This is a genomic window from Mesorhizobium sp. M0189 (assembly GCF_040322135.1).
GTDB lineage: Bacteria > Pseudomonadota > Alphaproteobacteria > Rhizobiales > Rhizobiaceae > Mesorhizobium.
Genome location: NZ_JAMYSW010000016.1, coordinates 84,749 through 101,755, shown reverse-complemented (window position 1 = coordinate 101,755; position 17,007 = coordinate 84,749). Strand labels below are relative to the sequence as shown.

Below are 17,007 nucleotides of genomic sequence, written 5' to 3'. Positions count from 1 at the left end.
ATCGCGGGCTCAAACCAACAAGATCCGAAAGCAGGGAAGAAACGATGGAAAAAGCCGAAATCGGCCTGATCGGCCTTGGCACGATGGGCTCCAACCTGGCGCTCAATATCGCCGAGAAGGGGCACCGCATCGCCGTCTTCAACCGCACCGCGGCGCGCACCGATGCCTTTGTCGAAAATGCCGGCGCGCTCAGAGACAGGGTGGTGCCCTGCTATAGCCTCGAGGAACTGGCCGCCGCGATCCGGCCGCCGCGGCCGATCATCATCATGGTGCTGGCCGGCAAGCCGGTCGACGAGCAGATCACGGCATTGCGCGGCGTGCTGTCGGCCAACGACATCGTCATCGACGCCGGTAATGCCAATTTCCGCGATACGATGCGGCGCTTCTCGGAGCTTACCGATTCGGGCCTGACCTTCATCGGCATGGGCGTGTCCGGCGGCGAGGAGGGCGCACGCCACGGTCCCTCGATCATGGTCGGCGGCACCGAAGAGTCCTGGAGGCGCGTCGAAAGAGTGCTGACCGCAATCTCGGCCAAGTTCAAGGGCGAGCCTTGCGCGGCGTGGCTTGGCACCGACGGCGCCGGCCATTTCGTCAAGACCATCCACAACGGCATCGAATATGCCGATATGCAGATGATCGCCGAGATCTACGGCATCTTGCGTGACGGGCTAGGCATGGGGCCGAAAGAGATCACTGAGGTGTTTTCCCAGTGGAACACGGGCAGGCTCAACTCGTACCTGATCGAGATCACCGCCAAGGTGCTGGCCGCCGACGACCCCAAGACCGGCAAACCGGTGGTCGACATCATTCTCGACCGCGCCGGCCAGAAAGGCACCGGCAAATGGTCGGTGATCGAGGCGCAGCAGCTCGGCATCCCGGCCACCGCAATCGAAGCGGCGGTGGCGGCCCGCGTGCTGTCGTCGATCAAGGACGAGCGGCTTGCCGCCGAAAAGGTCTATGGCGGCGGCGTGAGCAAGATTTCTGGGGACAGGGACGCGCTGCTCGGCGATCTCGAGCTGGCGCTGTTTGCCGGCAAGATCGCCGCCTACGCGCAAGGCTTCGCGGTGATGAGCGGCGCGTCGAAGGAATTCAACTGGAACCTGCCGATGCCGGTCATCGCCAAGATCTGGCGGGCCGGCTGCATCATCCGCTCGCAATTGCTGGATACAATGGCGGAGGCCTTCGGCGCCGGCGGCGCAGCCACCAACCTGTTGATGGCGGCGGCTTTCGTTTCATTGATGCAGGAGGCACATCCGTCGCTTCGCCGTGTCGTGGCAAGGGCAGCCGAAGCCGGCTCGCCGGTGCCGGCCCTGTCATCGGCACTTGCCTATTTCGACAGTTACCGGCAGGGCCGCGGCACTTCGAACCTGATCCAGGCGCAACGCGATTTCTTCGGCGCGCACGGCTTCGAGCGCATCGACGGGCAGGGCGCTTTCCATGGCCCATGGGGGAGTGGGGCGGCGGGTTAGCGCCCTATTTCGGCCGTCCAAGCCGCCTCGGCGACTTCCCAATAGCTGCCGTTCTTTCGCCGGGGCAACGCCGCAACTGTCTGCTGCGCATCATAGCGCGTCCAAAAGCAAGGCACCCCGAGCCGATCCGACCAATGCTTGTGGCAGCTTCGGCGCGCGCCGCTATCCGACCACGAAAAAAGCGTGACCCGCGCAGGACGAAACGAAGCGGAGGCGAACGTTGGAGCTACCTCAATGCCCGATTGGAAGCGGTCAGTGGCGGTCGTTTGACCTGTGCGGGGCCGCCAATCGGCAGGCCCCGCAGGCTGCTGCTTCAGTGGCCGTTGGCCGCGATCGAAACCGCCTCCCAATCCTTCCAGGTCTGGAGGCGCTTGGCGTAGATATCCACGATGGTCTTGGTTGGGGTGAGCCCGAAAAAGATCCGGGTCGGGGGCTCGGCGGCATCGACGACCTGCAGGATCGCCGGACCCGTCGCCGTCGGTTCGCCAATGAACTCCGCGGGCAGGTTGGCCCAGATGTCTGCCTGGCCACGGCGCAGAGGGTCATACTGCGGCGCCGGGTTGGCGTGGACGGCCGAGCCCCTGCCCCAGTCGGTGGCATAGCCGCCCGGTTCCACCAAGGTCACTTTGATGCCGAACGGGGCAACCTCCTGCGCCAGCGACTCGGTGAGGCCTTCGACCGCCCACTTGGAGGCGTGATAGGCCCCCAGATTGGGGTAGGACATCAGGCCACCGATGCTGGACACCTGGATGATATGGCCATGCCCCTGCTTGCGCAGGATGGGCAAGACAGCCTGCGTGACGTTCAGCACACCGAAGAAATTCACTTCGAGCTGATCGCGCACCTGCTGCTCCGTGACTTCTTCGACCGCACCGAAAAGGCCGTAGCCCGCATTGTTGACGACAACGTCGAGACCACCAAATGTTTTGGCAGCCTGTCCGACAGCGGCAATTGCGGCGGCGCGATCGGTCACATCCAGCCGCAGGGGCAGGACCGCATCGCGGAATTGAGTGACGAGATCCTGCAAGGCCTCAGGCTGCCGGCTCGTCGCGGCAACCCTGTCGCCGCGCTCGAGTGCGGCTTCCGCCCACACTCGACCAAAGCCACGGTTGGCGCCTGTAATGAACCAGACTTTCGACATCGATCTACCTCATGGTTGCGTGCCATTGGGCACTTCTCTTGAGGTAGGCAGGCCCCCTGTCGAATTCATTTGCAGGTTGCGACAGAAAACTGGCGATGGGCGCCAATCTCTAGTTTAGGCGAGAGGCCTCGGTGTTCTGCTCGCGCCACCGTGCGGGGGTGACACCTTCCCATTCGCGGAAGGCGCGATAGAACGAGCTGGTATCCTGATACCCTAATAGATAGGCAATCTCATCAGCCGCGTTCGCGCCGCTGGCCAGCATTTCGCGACCGAGTTCCTGGCGGGAAGCCTCCAGTAGCAGCCTGAAACTTGTCCCAGATTCCGAAATACGGCGCTGCAGCGTGCGTTCGCTCATCCCCAGGACGTTGGCCACGTCCGATAGTTCGGGCTTGCCGCTGGCCAACCGCCGCTTCAGGACAATCTTCACTTGTTCTGGCGACGAGCTTTGCGCATCGATCTCGTCGAGCGAGGCCAACAGTGCCGGTGTAAGGATGGCGAGCAGCTCGGGGTTGTGCCCAGCGAACGGTCGATCCAGATCATCGGCACGCAGCACCAGCTGGTTCTTGGGCGCCCCGAAGGTTATTGGCGCTCCGAGGTACTCCTTGTGCGCTCGGGTCGTCGGGCCTTTTCGGGTCATGTCCACTCGCAGCGGGACGATGTGACGACCTGTTCCGCGTCGTCCCAGTTCAAGGATTGCTGCAAACGTCACATCGACCGCTACGTCAGGCTCCGTGCCAACGGCGTGGATCCAGTCGAAGCTGACAAAAGCCTCACCATCACGTTCTATCACGTGCAGCTCTTCCGGGGTGCAAAGCCGCTTGAACCTGGCAAGACGGTTGAGGCCGTCACGGAAATCCTTGGCGAAGAAGGCCGACATGGTCGCGGGGGGATGGACCGATGTATCTGCCGCAACTGTGATATGCAGCCCGATCGCAGGGTCGCCCGATAGCTCCTCCAGTGCTTGCCAGAGTTCGAAGTATTGAGCGGTATTGACCCAAGCGTCTTCGGAAATGTGGAGGGTCGCAGGCAACCGAGCTTGCCTCAACAATGCCGCTGGTGAGATGCCAGCCCGCTCTACAGCGCGCCAAAAGGCCTGTGGGACTTTGCATCTGTCGATTGGTAGCCGTGTCATGGCAGTCTTTCACTCACCCGTAATGGCGGCATATGAGCGCCGCTGTCCTATCGTCGTCTAGCCCGGCCCCAGTTCGATCACAGCGTACCCGAATCCGCCACCGATCCAGTCATCCATCTGCCCTACCGGGTCGTCCACTGTGTGACCGGCAGGGTGGACCGTAACGGTTGTATGCTCAACTGCGTGGCGCTAGCGCGTCGGGCGGCGCGAGTGCTGGTGAGGACACTGCGCAGCTTAGCGGCCTGCTGGTCGATGGCCTGCGGGCCGTTGCCGGTGAGCAGCCGCACGGACGGCTCGTAGGCCAGTAGCGGGGCGGCGATGTTGAGGGAGGTCGCGAGTGTGAAGCCAGCTTCCTTGATGGCCGCGTCGACGAAGTAGGAGGTTCGGGTCTTTTTGCCGGGGACGCGTGGGTAGAGGAACCGCAGCGCGAACAGCTCGCCGATCGTGGGGACGGTCGAGATGGTGGCGGCGAGGAACGGGTTGTCGCTGACGAGGTAGGGGTGGCCCTGAGCGTCGATGCGCTGCCGGGTGGAGGTCACCGCCACAGGCGCGTGGCAGATCAGCGAGATGATGACGCTGTTCTCCCGGGCTATGTGGAGGGTTTCGCCGAGCCACGGGTTGTCACGGAAGTCGACCATGGGGGCGTGACCGCCGGGGGTGTGGATGAAGTCAAAGTCGGCGAAAGTGAACGGGTCGGCCGAGTCGCGGTGACGCTGGACGAGTTCCTGTAGCGAGTGGAAGGTGCCCTCGGGCAGCTTTGCGAGGCGGCGAACCAGTTCGGGGCAGTACTCGGCGAGCTCCGGCTCGCTGTTAGGCAATAGTTCGGAGACCGGGATCCGGCCGATGTGTCGCTCCAGCAGCTGAACTTCCTGCTCGCGGCGGGCGACCAACGCGGGGTGGCGCTGCCGGAAGCTGTTGACGTCGAACGAGCGGCGGCGCTGCTGCATACGGAGGGGGATGGTCATGGCGCCGGTCTTCTCGATGGATTGCACGGACAGGGCCATGCCGTTGATGTCGAGTTGAGGGGCGTTGCCGTCGGGGGTAGCGAAGGTGAACTCGTAGTCGTTCTCGAACTCCTTGAGCACTTGAGCCATCTCGACCAGGAAGAACCCGGTCGAGATCGACTTGACGTCGGCCGGTTCGGCCAGCGGCAGCTGGCGGCCGGACGAGATGAGGATCAGTGCGCGGCGCTTGGTGGTGGGCATGACTTGTTCCTTTCAATGCTTTCGGCCGGGGTGAGGGTCAGGCCGTCCCTGCCATTCATCGGCGGATTTAGGCACGCCTCCTGTCGCATTCACTTACAGGATGCGACAGAAAACTTGCGATGGCCGCCAATCTCTCGGTGTTCTGCTCGCGCCACTGTGCGGGGGTGACGCCTGTCACCTGAGCACGCGTCAGTACGCGCGGCTGGTCGACGAGTGGGGGACCGCGATTGGGCTGACACCTGAGGACTACGGCACTCACTCGCTGCGCAGGACGAAAGCGTCGCTCATATACAAGGCGACCGGCAATCTACGAGCGATTCAGACTTTGCTCGGACATAGCAAGATCGAGAACACAGTTCGATGCCGGACGGGCGCAAAACTTTCCTGCGCCGGGCAACGTATAGCTTTCCGGCCCCTGCCAGATTGCCGAGGTCGAGACTACGCGTGTTGTAACCGCATCATAACACGAAAAAGCATCTGCGGATCGCCCGTTTCGCGAACCGTCTCGAGCGCCGCGGGTTCCTGAAGGTCCGCTTCTTAAGATCCGATCCTCGAAGCTGCCGGTCAACTACCGGCCCCAAGGTTGCCAGTCAGCAGCGCGCATTTTGCAACCAAGTGGAATCACTTGGCGCCGCAGAAATGCGGCTATGACAAATAGATGGAGCGGGAGTTCAATTTGAACGTATCCCGCTCTGGTCGGGAGGGCGATAAGCCTGGACTTCACCCGGCTCGCTCAGGCTTTGCAGGGTGCCGGGTGCGGCGCCGCCGATCCAGCCCAGCACCGAGCGGGCGAGTTCGGCTCCGGCCAGCCGGAAGTTCTCGTTGACGACCAGCAATTCGCTGCGAAACAGGTGCAGAAGCTCCGACGATTGTTTGGACACTACATCGACATCGCGGCCAAGCTTGAGGCCGGCGTCTTCGATGCCGGCGACGATGGCAAGCGTCGCGGCGGCGGCGCTGCTGATGAAACCGTCCGGCCTGACGTCGCGGCGCATCAGCTGCGCGGTCCGCATTCTGATCTGCTCGATCGAATGATCGATCGAAACGGTGTTGAACGGAATCTCGCTGGCACCGACCTCGCTCAGCGCATCGGCAAAGCCGTTCAGCGTGTGACCGTGATAGGTCAACTCGACCGGCGGCGCCAGCAGTGCCAGCCGGCGGCGGCCGATGCCGGCCAGATGGCGCACTGCCTCGGCTGCGAAAGCGTAATTGTCGAAATCATGGTAGGGATGGATCAGCCCCATGTCGGTGCGGCCATGCGTAGCAAAGGGGATGCCGCGCTCCAGCATATAACGTGCCCTCGGGTCGTTCGGCTGCGTGCGCGAAATGATGACGCCGTCGGCTGAACCGGTTTCCACGAGGTAACGGATCGGGTCGAGCGGATCCTGCGAGCGTGAATAGGGCGTCACGATCAAGTGATAGGGCGTATCGGCAATGACTTCCGAAACACCGTAGATGATGTCCGAGACAAAGCTCATGATCTCGTGCTCGGTGTTGAGCACCAGGCTGATGACATTGGTCTTGCCGGTGCGCAGGCGGACGCCGGCACGGTTGGGCCGATAGCCGATTTGTTTGGCGACAAGCTGGACGCGACGCCTGGTCTCGGCGCCGATCTCGGGCGCGTCCTTCAGCGCGCGCGACACGGTGGTGACGCCCAGCCCGGTCATGAAGGCGAGCGTCTTCAGTGTCGGCCGGCCCTGCCCCGACGCTTCGTCGGCCTTCTCTTTTTGATGCCTGTTCATTCGTCCCGCCCCGTCAGGCGCATAGCAGTTGCCGGGCAGGCCGGCAATCGGCGGGCCGCGGGTACGCCGCGGGCCTTCACCGAATGAGACCGCTATATACTGAAACGTTACAGATTGTCACTGCCGTCGCGATATCACTGGTGATAGGCGCAAAACGAGCGGTACTCCGGTCGGCGCAAAAAAGAACGATTGAAACGGGCTTTTCCGGGTTTCTGGCGTCGCAGCACCAATTTTTTGCAGTGCAACCTCTCTTGTTGCGATGCGGTAGCTCGACAGGCCAGGTGATTTTATTCGCGCTTCGAAAAAATTTGGCGCCGGATTTGCCTGAGGGGTTGCGCGTCCGAAGCAATTGCCGTATCCAAAATCTGTAACGTTTCAGATTCTGGGAGGAACGAAATGCGATACCAACTCATGACTGCTGCGCTGGCATTGACGACCGCGCTGCAATTCGCCGGCCCGGCGGCCGCGACGGATCTGGAAGTCACCCATTGGTGGACCTCCGGCGGCGAGGCGGCAGCGGTCGCCGAACTCGCCAAGGCTTTCGACGCAACCGGCAATCACTGGGTTGACGGCGCCATCGCCGGCTCCGGCGGCACAGCGCGGCCGATCATGATCAGCCGCATCACCGGCGGCGACCCGATGGGCGCGACCCAGTTCAATCACGGCCGGCAGGCGGAAGAATTGGTGCAGGCCGGGCTGATGCGCGACCTCACCGATCTCGCCACCAAGGAAAAGTGGACGGAAATCGTGCAGCCGAAGAGCCTGCTCGACGGCTGTACCCTCGATGGCAAAATCTATTGCGTGCCGGTCAATATCCACTCCTGGCAGTGGCTGTGGCTGTCGAACGCCGCCTTCGAAAAAGCCGGCGTGCCGGTGCCGAAGAACTGGAATGAATATGTCGCTGCGGCGCCCGCGCTTGAAAAAGCAGGCATCCAGCCGCTCGCGGTCGGCGGCCAGCCCTGGCAGGCCTCCGGCGCTTTCGACGTGCTGCTCGCGGCGGTCGGCGGCACCGATGCCTTCCTCAAGGTCTATAAGGACAAGGACGCGGAATTCGCCGCCGGGCCCGAAGTCGCCAAGGTCTTCAAGGCCGCGGACGACGCCCGCAAGATGGCGAAGAACACCAATGTGCAGGACTGGAACCAGGCCACCAACCTGGTCATCACCGGCAAGGCCGGCGGCCAGATCATGGGTGACTGGGCGCAGGGCGAGTTCCAGGTTGCCGGCCAGACCGCCGGCAAGGACTATACTTGCCTTCCGGGCCTCGGCCTCAACGAGATGATCGCCACCGGCGGCGACGCTTTTTACTTCCCGCTGCTGAAGGATCCCGAAAAATCGAAGGCGCAGGAAGTGCTGGCCCACACGCTGCTTGATCCCAAGACGCAGGTCGCCTTCAATCTCAAGAAGGGTTCGCTGCCGGTGCGCGGCGACGTCGACCTCAAGGCGGCGAACGACTGCATGAAGAAGGGCCTCGAAATCCTCGCCAAGGGCAATGTCATGCCTTGGACGGACCAGTTGCTTTCGCAGGATACGCAGAAGCAAAAGGAGGATCTGTTCTCCGAGTTCTTCGCCAAGCAGGACATGACCGTGGAAGATGCGCAGAAGCGCTTCGCCGCCATCGTCGGTTCGGCCGATTGAGCGATCGATCAAGCGCCTCACTCCCGCCCCTGCGAGCGCAGGGTCGGGAGCTCGGGTCAAGACCTCTTGACCCTCCCGCCCTTACCCGATCCAGCGCGGCTGTGCAGATGAGCAAGAGCGAACGCCCCAGCCAACTCTTTCGCAACCTCAATGCGAAAATCGCTTCGATCCCAATGATCTTCACCGCGCTGGTGATCTTCGTCGGCGGCACCGTCTGGACGGTGCTGTATTCCTTCACCAATTCCAAGCTGCTGCCGCGGCTGCATTTCGTCGGGATCGACCAGTATTACCGGCTGTGGGCGACGCCGCGCTGGCTGATCTCGATCGAGAACCTGCTGATCTACGGCGTGCTGTCGCTGGTGTTCTCGCTGGTGATCGGTTTCCTGCTTGCTGCCCTGCTCGACCAGAAGATCCGGTTCGAGGACACATTCCGGACCATTTTCCTCTATCCCTTCGCCCTGTCCTTCATCGTCACCGGTCTCGTCTGGCAGTGGCTGCTCAACCCCGAGTTCGGTGTCCAGGCAGTGGTGCGCAGCCTCGGCTGGACGAGCTTCAGCTTCAATCCGCTCTATGATTCCAGCATCGTCATCTACGGCATATTGATCGCTGCTCTCTGGCAAGGCACCGGGCTCATCATGTGTCTGATGCTGGCAGGCCTGCGCGGCATCGACGAGGATATCTGGAAGGCCGCGCGGGTCGACGGGATACCGACCTGGAAGACCTATCTGTTCATCATCATACCGATGATGCGGCCGGTCTTCATCACCACGCTGGTCATCGTCGCCTCCAACATCGTTCGCGTCTACGACCTTGTCGTCGCGCAGACCAGCGGCGGGCCTGGTATCGCCTCCGAAGTCCCGGCCAAATATGTCTATGATTACATGTTCTTCGCCCAGAACCTCGGCCAAGGGTTCGCCGCTTCGACGATGATGCTGCTGTCGGTGATCATCGTCATCGTGCCGTGGGCCTATCTCGAGTTCGGAGGCAAGAAGCGTGTCTGACCATGCCGTCTCATTGCCTGCCATTGGCGGCGCCGGCGGGCTCGAAGCCTACGGGCCGAGCGGACCGAAGCCGCGCCACACGTTCTCGCGCCGCAACATCTTCCTCTACGGCGCGCTGATCGTGGTGGCGCTCTACTATCTTTTGCCGCTCTACGTCATGGTGGTGACATCGCTTAAAGGCATGCCCGAGATACGCCTTGGCAACATCTTCTCGCCGCCGATGGAGATCACCTTCGAGCCCTGGGTCAAGGCCTGGTCGAGCGCCTGCACCGGGCTCAACTGCGACGGGCTGTCGCGTGGCTTCTGGAATTCGGTGCGCATCACCATCCCGTCGGTGATCCTGTCGATCGCGCTCGCCTCGGTGAACGGCTATGCGCTGGCCAACTGGCGCTTCAAAGGGGCCGACACTTTCTTCATCATCCTGATCGTCGGCGCCTTCATCCCGTATCAGGTGATGATCTATCCGATCGTCATTATCCTGCGCGAGGTCGGCCTCTACGGCAGCCTCAGCGGCCTGGTGATCGTCCATTCCATCTTCGGCATGCCGATCCTCACACTGTTGTTCCGCAACTACTTTACCTCCATGCCGGAGGAGCTGTTCCGGGCAGCGCGTGTCGACGGCGCCGGCTTCTGGGGCATCTATTTCCGCATCATGCTGCCGATGTCGCTGCCGATCTTCGTCGTCGCCATCATCCTGCAGGTGACCGGCATCTGGAACGACTTCCTGTTCGGCGTCGTCTACACCCGCCCCGACACCTATCCGATGACGGTGCAGCTCAACAACATCGTCAACTCGGTGCAAGGCGTGAAGGAATACAACGTCAACATGGCAGCCACCATCCTGACCGGCCTGGTGCCGCTGATCGTCTATTTCCTGTCCGGAAAATTGTTTGTGCGCGGCATCGCCGCCGGCGCGGTGAAAGGATGATGGCGATGAACGCAAACGGCAGTGTTGAGGTAAACGGCAGCAGCGGGGCAAACGGCACCAGCGTCTCGATCCAGAACCTGTCGCTGAATTTCGGCGCGATATCGGTGCTGCAGACGCTCAACCTCGATGTCGCAGAAGGCGAGTTCATCGTGCTGCTCGGCCCGTCCGGCTGCGGCAAGTCGACCCTGCTCAACTGCATTGCCGGGCTGCTGGACGTTTCCGAAGGCCGCATCTTCATCAAGGGCAAGAACGTCACCTGGGAAGAGCCCAAGGATCGCGGCATCGGCATGGTGTTCCAGTCCTACGCGCTCTATCCGCAGATGACGGTGGAGAAGAACCTGTCGTTTGGGCTGCGCGTTGCCGGCCTCGCCAAGGACGAGATCGCCAAGCGCATCGCCCGGGCCGCCGAGATCCTGCAGATCGAGCCGCTTTTGCATCGCAAGCCGGCGGCTCTGTCCGGTGGCCAGCGCCAGCGCGTGGCGATCGGGCGCGCACTTGTGCGTGACGTCGATGTCTTTCTGTTCGACGAGCCGCTCTCCAACCTCGACGCCAAGCTGCGCGCGGAATTGCGCGTCGAGATAAAGCTGCTGCATCGCAAGCTCGAGAACACCATGATCTACGTCACCCACGACCAGATCGAGGCGATGACGCTGGCCGACCGCATCGCGGTGATGAAGGGCGGCGTCATCCAGCAGCTCGATGCACCGCAGACCATCTATAACCGGCCGGTCAACCGGTTTGTCGCCGGCTTCCTCGGCTCGCCGGCGATGAACTTCCTTGACGGCAGGCTGGAGCAGGCGGACGGCGACTGGCACTTCGTCGCCGAGGATGTACGGATTCCGCTTGCCACCTATGCTTTCGAGAAGGACCCGGTGCCGGGGCCGGCCGTGTTCGGCATTCGCCCCGAGCACGTCGCGTTCAACAGCGGCACGGGATGGCCATTCGCAGCCACGGCAAGTGTCGAGGTCGTCGAGCCCATGGGTTCCGACACGCTGGTCTGGCTGAAGCTCGGCGGCCAGAATTTCACGGTACGGGTGACAGCCGAGCGCACGCCAAACAACGCCGAGGCGGTCGGCATCGGTTTTGATCCGATGCGCGCCTCGCTGTTCGACGCCGCCACAGGTAACCGCCTCTAGAGCAGATCTAGCCACCCAAGACTCTTCCATTCCCCCCAAGACTCATCCCCCCAAGACTAACCATCCACAAGAAAACGGACAGAGACGATGAACTGGTCATTCCAACTTTACAGTGCCCGCAATTTCCAGCCCTGGGAGGGCGTGCTCAAGATGCTGGGCGAGCTTGGTTACAGCCAAGTCGAAGGGTTCGGTGGTGTCTATGACGATCCCAAGGCATTCCGTGCGGAACTCGACAAGAACGGGCTTGCCATGCCGACCGGGCATTTCTCGATCGACGCGCTCGAGAAGGATTTCGATGGCGTGCGCAGGACGGCCGACGCGCTCGGCATCACGCTGCTCATCTGCCCGTTCCTGAACGCCGAGTTCAGGCCGGCCGACACAGCCGGCTGGCGCGGCTTCGGCGAACGCCTGGCCAAGGTCGGCGAGACGGCCAGGAAAGCCGGCTATGGCTTTACCTGGCACAACCATGATTTCGAGTTCAAGGCGCTTGCCGACGGCTCGGTGCCGCAGGACCATATTCTGTCCTCGGCGCCTGACATCGGCTGGGAGATGGACGTCGCCTGGGTGGTGCGCGGCGGCGTCGATCCGCTGCCCTGGATCGAGAAGCACGGCAAGCGCATCGTCGCCGTCCACGTCAAGGACATGGCCAAGGCGGGCGAGGGACTCGACGAGGACGGCTGGTCGGATGTCGGCCACGGCACCATCGACTGGCCCGGCCTGATCAAGGCGCTGCGCGCCAAAAGCGCCGCAAAATACTACGTCATGGAACAGGACAATCCCAACGATATCGCGCGCTTCGCCCGCCGCTCGATCGCAGCCGCCAAGACCTATTAGGAGCACACCAGCATGGCAACAAAACTTGGCATCGGCGTCATCGGCTGCGGCAACATCTCGAAGGCGTATTTCTCGCTGGCGCCGCTGTTCCGTGGCATCGAGATGCGCGCCTGCGCCGACATCAACATGGAAGCGGCGAAAGCGCGGGCAAAAGAGTTCAAGCTGCGCGCCGAGACCGTCGAGGGGCTACTCAAGGCCGACGATATCGACATCATCGTCAACCTGACCATTCCGGCGGTGCATTACGAGGTGTCGAAGCAGATTCTCGACGCCGGCAAGCATGTTTATTCGGAGAAGCCCTTCGTGCTCTCGGTCAAGGAAGGGCTCGACCTGAAGAAACGGGCCGAAAGCAAGGGGCTGCGCATCGGTTCGGCGCCCGACACCTTCCTCGGCGGCGCGCACCAGCTTGTCCGCGACCTGATCGACACCGGCAGGCTCGGCAGGATCACCAGCGGCACCTGTCATGTGATGAGCCATGGGATGGAACATTGGCACCCCAATCCGGACTTCTTCTTCCAGCCGGGCGCCGGGCCGGTGCTCGATATCGGACCGTATTACATCACCAACCTGATCCAGCTGATCGGGCCGGTGAAGCAGGTCGCGGCTTTTGCTTCGATCCCGATGACGGAACGCATCATCAGCTCGAAGCCGCGCGCCGGCGAAAAGATCCCGGTCTCCACGCCGACGACGATCCATGGCGTGCTGGAATTCGAGAACGGCGCCGTGGTGACGCTCAACACCAGCTGGGATGTCTGGAGCCATGGCCACGCGCCGATGGAGCTCTATGGCGAGGTAGGCACGGTGTTCGTGCCGGATCCGAATTTCTTCGGCGGCGAGGTGCGCTACACCGAGGCCGCCAAGCCGGTGAAGAAGCTGCCGAAATGGCGGCATCCGTTCGGCGTGCCCAACGAGATGCATTCGCATGGCATGATGGCCAACTACCGCACCGCCGGCCTTGCCGACATGGCGATCGCGATTACCGAAGGCCGGCCGCACCGCTGCTCGATGGAACTGGCGCTGCATGCCGTCGATGTCATGACCGGCCTGTTGCGTTCTGGCGAGACCGGAAAGTTCGTCGCCATGCAGACCAGCTGCGAGCGGCCCGCGGCACTCGGCGTCAAGGCAGCGAAGGAGCTGCTGGCGAAGAAGAAAACGAAGTAGGCGGCGCACCTCCCAAGCACCGTAAAAGCCTCTCCCCGTTTGCGCGGGGAGAGGCTAAAGGTGCGGAAGGCTCGGCTGCCGTGCGTCGCGGCGACAGCCGTCGGGCTCGTTTCGATATGAGGATTTCCCATGCCCTATGTTCCCGCCGAGAACCGCTACGAAAAGATGGTCTACAATCGCTGCGGGCGGTCCGGCCTGAAGCTGCCGGCGATCTCGCTCGGGCTGTGGCACAATTTCGGCGATGACACGCCGCATAGAACCAAGCAGGCAATCACGCGCAAGGCCTTCGATCTCGGCATCACGCATTTCGATCTCGCCAACAATTACGGCCCGCCGCCCGGCTCGGCGGAGCGGGCCTTTGGCGAGATCCTGCGGACGGACTTTGCCGGTTATCGCGACGAGCTGATCATCTCGACCAAGGCCGGCTACGAAATGTGGGCAGGACCTTACGGCGAATGGGGCGGCCGCAAATATGTGCTGGCCAGCCTCGACCAGAGCCTGAAGCGGATGGGGCTCGATTATGTCGACATCTTCTATTCCCATCGCTTCGACCCCGACACCCCTCTGGAAGAGACGATGGGCGCGCTCGATCACGCGGTGCGCTCGGGCAAGGCGCTCTATGCCGGCATTTCCTCCTATAATTCACAGCGCACCCGCGAAGCCGCCGACATTTTGAAGCAGCTCGGCACGCCTTGCGTGATCCATCAGCCGAGCTATTCGATGCTTAACCGCTGGGTCGAGGACGACGGCCTGCTCGATACACTCGAGGGGCTTGGCGTCGGTTCCATCGTGTTCTCGCCGCTGGCACAAGGCATGCTGACCGACAAATATCTCGGCGGCATCCCCGATGGCAGCCGCGCCAGCCAGGGCAAGTCGCTGCGCCCGGCATTCATCAACGACAAATCGATCGCAAATATCGAGGCGCTGAACGTCATCGCCCGTCGCCGCGGCCAGACGCTGGCGCAGATGGCGCTGGCCTGGGTGTTGCGCCGGGGCAGGGTGACGTCGGCGCTGATCGGCGCCAGCCGGCCGGAACAGGTCGTGGATTGCGTCGGCGCGCTCGAGACGCTCGACTTCAGCGATGCCGAGCTCGCCGAGATCGACACCTTTGCACGCGAGTCGGACATCAATCTCTGGGCGACGTCGGCCGAGCGCAAGGGGCCGCCAAGGAAGTAGGCGGAGACGGTCCGCGGTCCGTTTTCATCGAAAGACGCGGCAGCGCAAACTGATAGCTGTCTTCGACACGGTGGCCAGCGGCTAACTTTCGGCTGCCTTGAGGTTCCGCGCGGCTTCTTCGAGTGCGGCTCTGTCGTTGCCGAGCCTGTCGATCAGCTCTTGCGCCTGATCACCGGTTATCCCGGTGCGCATCGCCAGTGCCTCGACCGTCAGAACGTCGGAACTGGCGATCACTCCAGCCGGACCGCGATCCGCGTCGTCGAGGTCAAGCTCTCGCTTCGCCTGCTGCCAATGACGCTCATGTTCGCCGTGCGGGCGGCCTTCGCGCACCCAGATTTCATAGGCTCGCTGCCGAATTTTTTCATGTCGATCGTCATCCATGGCGGTTCCTCCCTTGTGGCGTTTTCACCAACGCGGGGAGCGCTGGAACGATCCGATGTTGATGCCGAATTCGCACACATGCCGAACAAATCCCGGGTTCTCACCGAACAAACACCGGACAGAATCGTTTTGCCGAGGAACCTGCACAGTGGGCCGACCGTTGAGCCGAGCCTTCCGCAAAGGAGATTACCATGGCCGACGACCCGAACGAATCCGCAGCACCCAAGATGACTCAACGTGAAGCTCAGGAAGCCCTGGAGAAGCAGGTCGCGCAGCTGAGGCGTGAGATCAGCAAGATCAATCGGACCTTGGCCGAACGCGCGGAAGAGGCGATCGAAGAGGCCGGCGACTGGTATGACAGCGCTGCTGACCGCGCGTCCCGGACGGCGCAAGCCCTGCGCAACAGGGCGCAGACGGTTTCCGGGGTCGTCCAGGAGAATCCCGGCACAGTATCGTCCGCATTCATACTCGGAGCGGCCGTAGGGGCGCTACTGGGCCTCGCCTTGGCCGCCACAGACCAGCGCCGCGATCGCTGGTTCTAGTTCCGACCAAAAGTTTCCGGGCAGAAGCGGCGGGATTGCTCGCGCCGTTCGTTCGTTCAGCGGGTGACGCCGGTCAGGGGGTCGCCGGCTTCTGCGCCGTGCCGAGGGCTTTGGGTGCTGCGGGCACGGGCGCTGCCGTTTTCATCTTCTCCTCGATCCAGCCGGTGTAATTGGCCAGCCGCGTGTAGATGCCGTAGGCGTTCTTGTGGCCGCAGGCGGTGCCGCCGTCGGCCGGACCTTCGCCCCAGCTGACGACGCCGACCTGCACCGGACCATCGGCGCCGGTCATGAACAGCGGTCCGCCGCTGTCGCCATTGCAGGCGTCGCGCTCGCCGCTGGCCGTTCCGGCGCAGATCATGTTGCCGGTCAGCGGATCCGCCATGTCGGCAGCAATCGCGTTGGCGGCCGCCTCGATGCCCCTTTCCGAATAACGCATGCGGCGGGCGAGCTCGCCGAGCGCTGCTTTCAAATCATGCGCATAAATCGCCTTGATGCCGCTGTTGCAGGTTGCGTTCGGCTGGAGGTCCAGGTCGGCGACCATCAGCGCGGTGGGAAATGTTCCGTCCTGCATCTTGCCCCAGCCGGTGACTGTCGTCTTGCCGGCGTCGGGGGTCGGCTCACTGGCAATTTTGATGGTCGGGGCATCGGCCGGCTCGGCCAGCCGGATCAGGCCGAGATCGTTGTCCAGCGTCTGCTCGCTGTAGCCCTCGTTGACGATGATCTCCACCGCCTTGTAGCGCTTGCCCTCGCTGAGATCGGTGGCGCCCGTGAGCACGGTGACCACATCAGGCGAAATCGGCTCGCCGTCGTCATTGAGGCAGTGCGCCGCGGTCAGCACCCATTGCGGCGCGATCAGGCTGCCGCCGCAGAACTGCGCATTCGCCTGCGAGGCCGGGCTTTTGTCCAGCTTGCCCGTGGTCAGCAATGCCACCTGGAACGGGTAGGCGCCCGTCTCGGCCTGCTTGCCGCCGTAGACGCGATCGGCGCCGTCGGGGTTCTCCGCCCTGGCCTTTGCCCTGGCCTCGGCCACGCGTTTCATCGGCGAGATCGCCGCCTCCGGCCGGGCGGCCGCGTCCGTGGCATGAACGGAATCAACGACCGGCAAGGCCGCCGCGATGCCGAGCAGCGCGGCGGCGGCAATCGGTCTGAACCTATGGATGATCTTCACCTCGAACCCCCTGAGACAATATTCCGACAGGTCAGCCACGGACGCATGATCCACTGAAATGGAACCGGCCGGTGAGATCATGCTCCAAGGCGGAGCGCGATCCGTCACAAAACCGAGCACCACTTTTGCTAATCGTGCTGTCGAACCAAGCCCGCCCAAATCCTATAGCCCCCCACGGGCTATGTGAAAGCAATTTGTCATTGCCAATGTTGGATTAATTTAGGCAGTATACCGTTGCGGGCATTTTTTGGCGGGGACCTAAACTGGCTGCACTGAATAATGGCCCGGTAAAGGCGCCGGCAACCAATTTCATTTTTCGTCACCACCACGATCTCGACAATATTTCTCTATCTTGA

Annotated in this window: 15 protein-coding genes and 1 pseudogene; 10 read left to right on the top strand and 6 right to left on the bottom strand. The window is 62.6% G+C overall.

The annotated features are described in order from the left end of the window. Positions 1-44: 44 nt before the first annotated feature. Positions 45-1,469, top strand: a complete 1,425-nt coding sequence (gene gnd, locus NKJ09_RS25125; RefSeq protein ID WP_352495509.1) for an NADP-dependent phosphogluconate dehydrogenase — start codon at positions 45-47, stop codon at positions 1,467-1,469. A gap of 313 nt (positions 1,470-1,782) precedes the next feature. Here gnd and NKJ09_RS25120 read toward each other — a convergent pair whose 3' ends face one another. From NKJ09_RS25120 to NKJ09_RS25110, 3 genes are all read right to left on the bottom strand, one after another. After that, positions 1,783-2,610: an SDR family NAD(P)-dependent oxidoreductase gene (locus tag NKJ09_RS25120; protein WP_352495508.1), complete on the bottom strand. Its 828-nt coding sequence runs from the start codon at positions 2,608-2,610 to the stop codon at positions 1,783-1,785. A 109-nt stretch (positions 2,611-2,719) separates the two neighbouring features. After that, entirely contained in the window at positions 2,720-3,742 is a 1,023-nt protein-coding gene (locus NKJ09_RS25115) for an AraC family transcriptional regulator (RefSeq protein ID WP_352495507.1), read from the bottom strand. Between the two features lie 122 nt (positions 3,743-3,864). Continuing rightward, complete coding sequence (locus NKJ09_RS25110) at positions 3,865-4,947, bottom strand: type 1 glutamine amidotransferase family protein (protein ID WP_352495506.1); 1,083 nt, start codon at positions 4,945-4,947, stop codon at positions 3,865-3,867. A gap of 175 nt (positions 4,948-5,122) precedes the next feature. Here NKJ09_RS25110 and NKJ09_RS25105 point away from each other — a divergent pair. Next, a pseudogene (locus NKJ09_RS25105) lies at positions 5,123-5,308 on the top strand (tyrosine-type recombinase/integrase); the annotation flags it as partial. 310 nt (positions 5,309-5,618) lie between these two features. Here NKJ09_RS25105 and NKJ09_RS25100 read toward each other — a convergent pair. After that, a complete protein-coding gene (locus NKJ09_RS25100) occupies positions 5,619-6,689 on the bottom strand; it encodes a LacI family transcriptional regulator (protein ID WP_352495505.1) in 1,071 nt (356 codons plus the stop codon). Between the two features lie 396 nt (positions 6,690-7,085). Here NKJ09_RS25100 and NKJ09_RS25095 point away from each other — a divergent pair, with 396 nt between their 5' ends. The 7 genes from NKJ09_RS25095 to mgrA all read left to right on the top strand — a co-directional run bounded on the left by NKJ09_RS25095 (position 7,086) and on the right by mgrA (position 14,560). Continuing rightward, complete coding sequence (locus NKJ09_RS25095) at positions 7,086-8,324, top strand: ABC transporter substrate-binding protein (protein ID WP_031194918.1); 1,239 nt, start codon at positions 7,086-7,088, stop codon at positions 8,322-8,324. 107 nt (positions 8,325-8,431) lie between these two features. Further along, positions 8,432-9,325: a carbohydrate ABC transporter permease gene (locus tag NKJ09_RS25090; RefSeq protein ID WP_352495504.1), complete on the top strand. Its 894-nt coding sequence runs from the start codon at positions 8,432-8,434 to the stop codon at positions 9,323-9,325. Continuing rightward, entirely contained in the window at positions 9,318-10,253 is a 936-nt protein-coding gene (locus NKJ09_RS25085; protein WP_352495503.1) for a carbohydrate ABC transporter permease, read from the top strand. The genes NKJ09_RS25090 and NKJ09_RS25085 overlap by 8 nt, the downstream gene beginning before the upstream one ends. A 5-nt stretch (positions 10,254-10,258) precedes the next feature. Continuing rightward, on the top strand, positions 10,259-11,389 hold the full coding sequence (locus NKJ09_RS25080) for an ABC transporter ATP-binding protein (RefSeq protein ID WP_051409752.1): 1,131 nt from the start codon (positions 10,259-10,261) through the stop codon (positions 11,387-11,389). Between the two features lie 87 nt (positions 11,390-11,476). Continuing rightward, entirely contained in the window at positions 11,477-12,223 is a 747-nt protein-coding gene (locus NKJ09_RS25075; protein WP_352495502.1) for a sugar phosphate isomerase/epimerase family protein, read from the top strand. Between the two features lie 12 nt (positions 12,224-12,235). After that, positions 12,236-13,384 carry a Gfo/Idh/MocA family protein gene (locus tag NKJ09_RS25070; protein ID WP_023721946.1) on the top strand — a complete coding sequence of 383 codons (1,149 nt, stop codon included), beginning with the start codon at positions 12,236-12,238 and terminating at the stop codon, positions 13,382-13,384. A 129-nt stretch (positions 13,385-13,513) separates the two neighbouring features. After that, on the top strand, positions 13,514-14,560 hold the full coding sequence (mgrA, locus tag NKJ09_RS25065) for an L-glyceraldehyde 3-phosphate reductase (protein WP_352495501.1): 1,047 nt from the start codon (positions 13,514-13,516) through the stop codon (positions 14,558-14,560). An 81-nt stretch (positions 14,561-14,641) separates the two neighbouring features. Here the strand turns inward: mgrA and NKJ09_RS25060 are convergent, their stop codons facing one another. After that, the gene (locus tag NKJ09_RS25060; RefSeq protein WP_023721944.1) at positions 14,642-14,941 is read right to left on the bottom strand and encodes a DUF2934 domain-containing protein; all 300 of its coding nucleotides are present in this window, start codon (positions 14,939-14,941) and stop codon (positions 14,642-14,644) included. Between the two features lie 191 nt (positions 14,942-15,132). Between NKJ09_RS25060 and NKJ09_RS25055 the strand changes: the two genes are divergently transcribed. Then, positions 15,133-15,483 (top strand): hypothetical protein, encoded by a 351-nt coding sequence (locus NKJ09_RS25055; RefSeq protein WP_023721943.1) that lies wholly within the window; start codon positions 15,133-15,135, stop codon positions 15,481-15,483. Between the two features lie 73 nt (positions 15,484-15,556). Here NKJ09_RS25055 and NKJ09_RS25050 read toward each other — a convergent pair whose 3' ends face one another. Then, positions 15,557-16,690, bottom strand: coding sequence for a S1 family serine peptidase (locus tag NKJ09_RS25050; RefSeq protein ID WP_352495500.1), 1,134 nt, complete (start codon positions 16,688-16,690; stop codon positions 15,557-15,559). Positions 16,691-17,007: the final 317 nt, after the last annotated feature.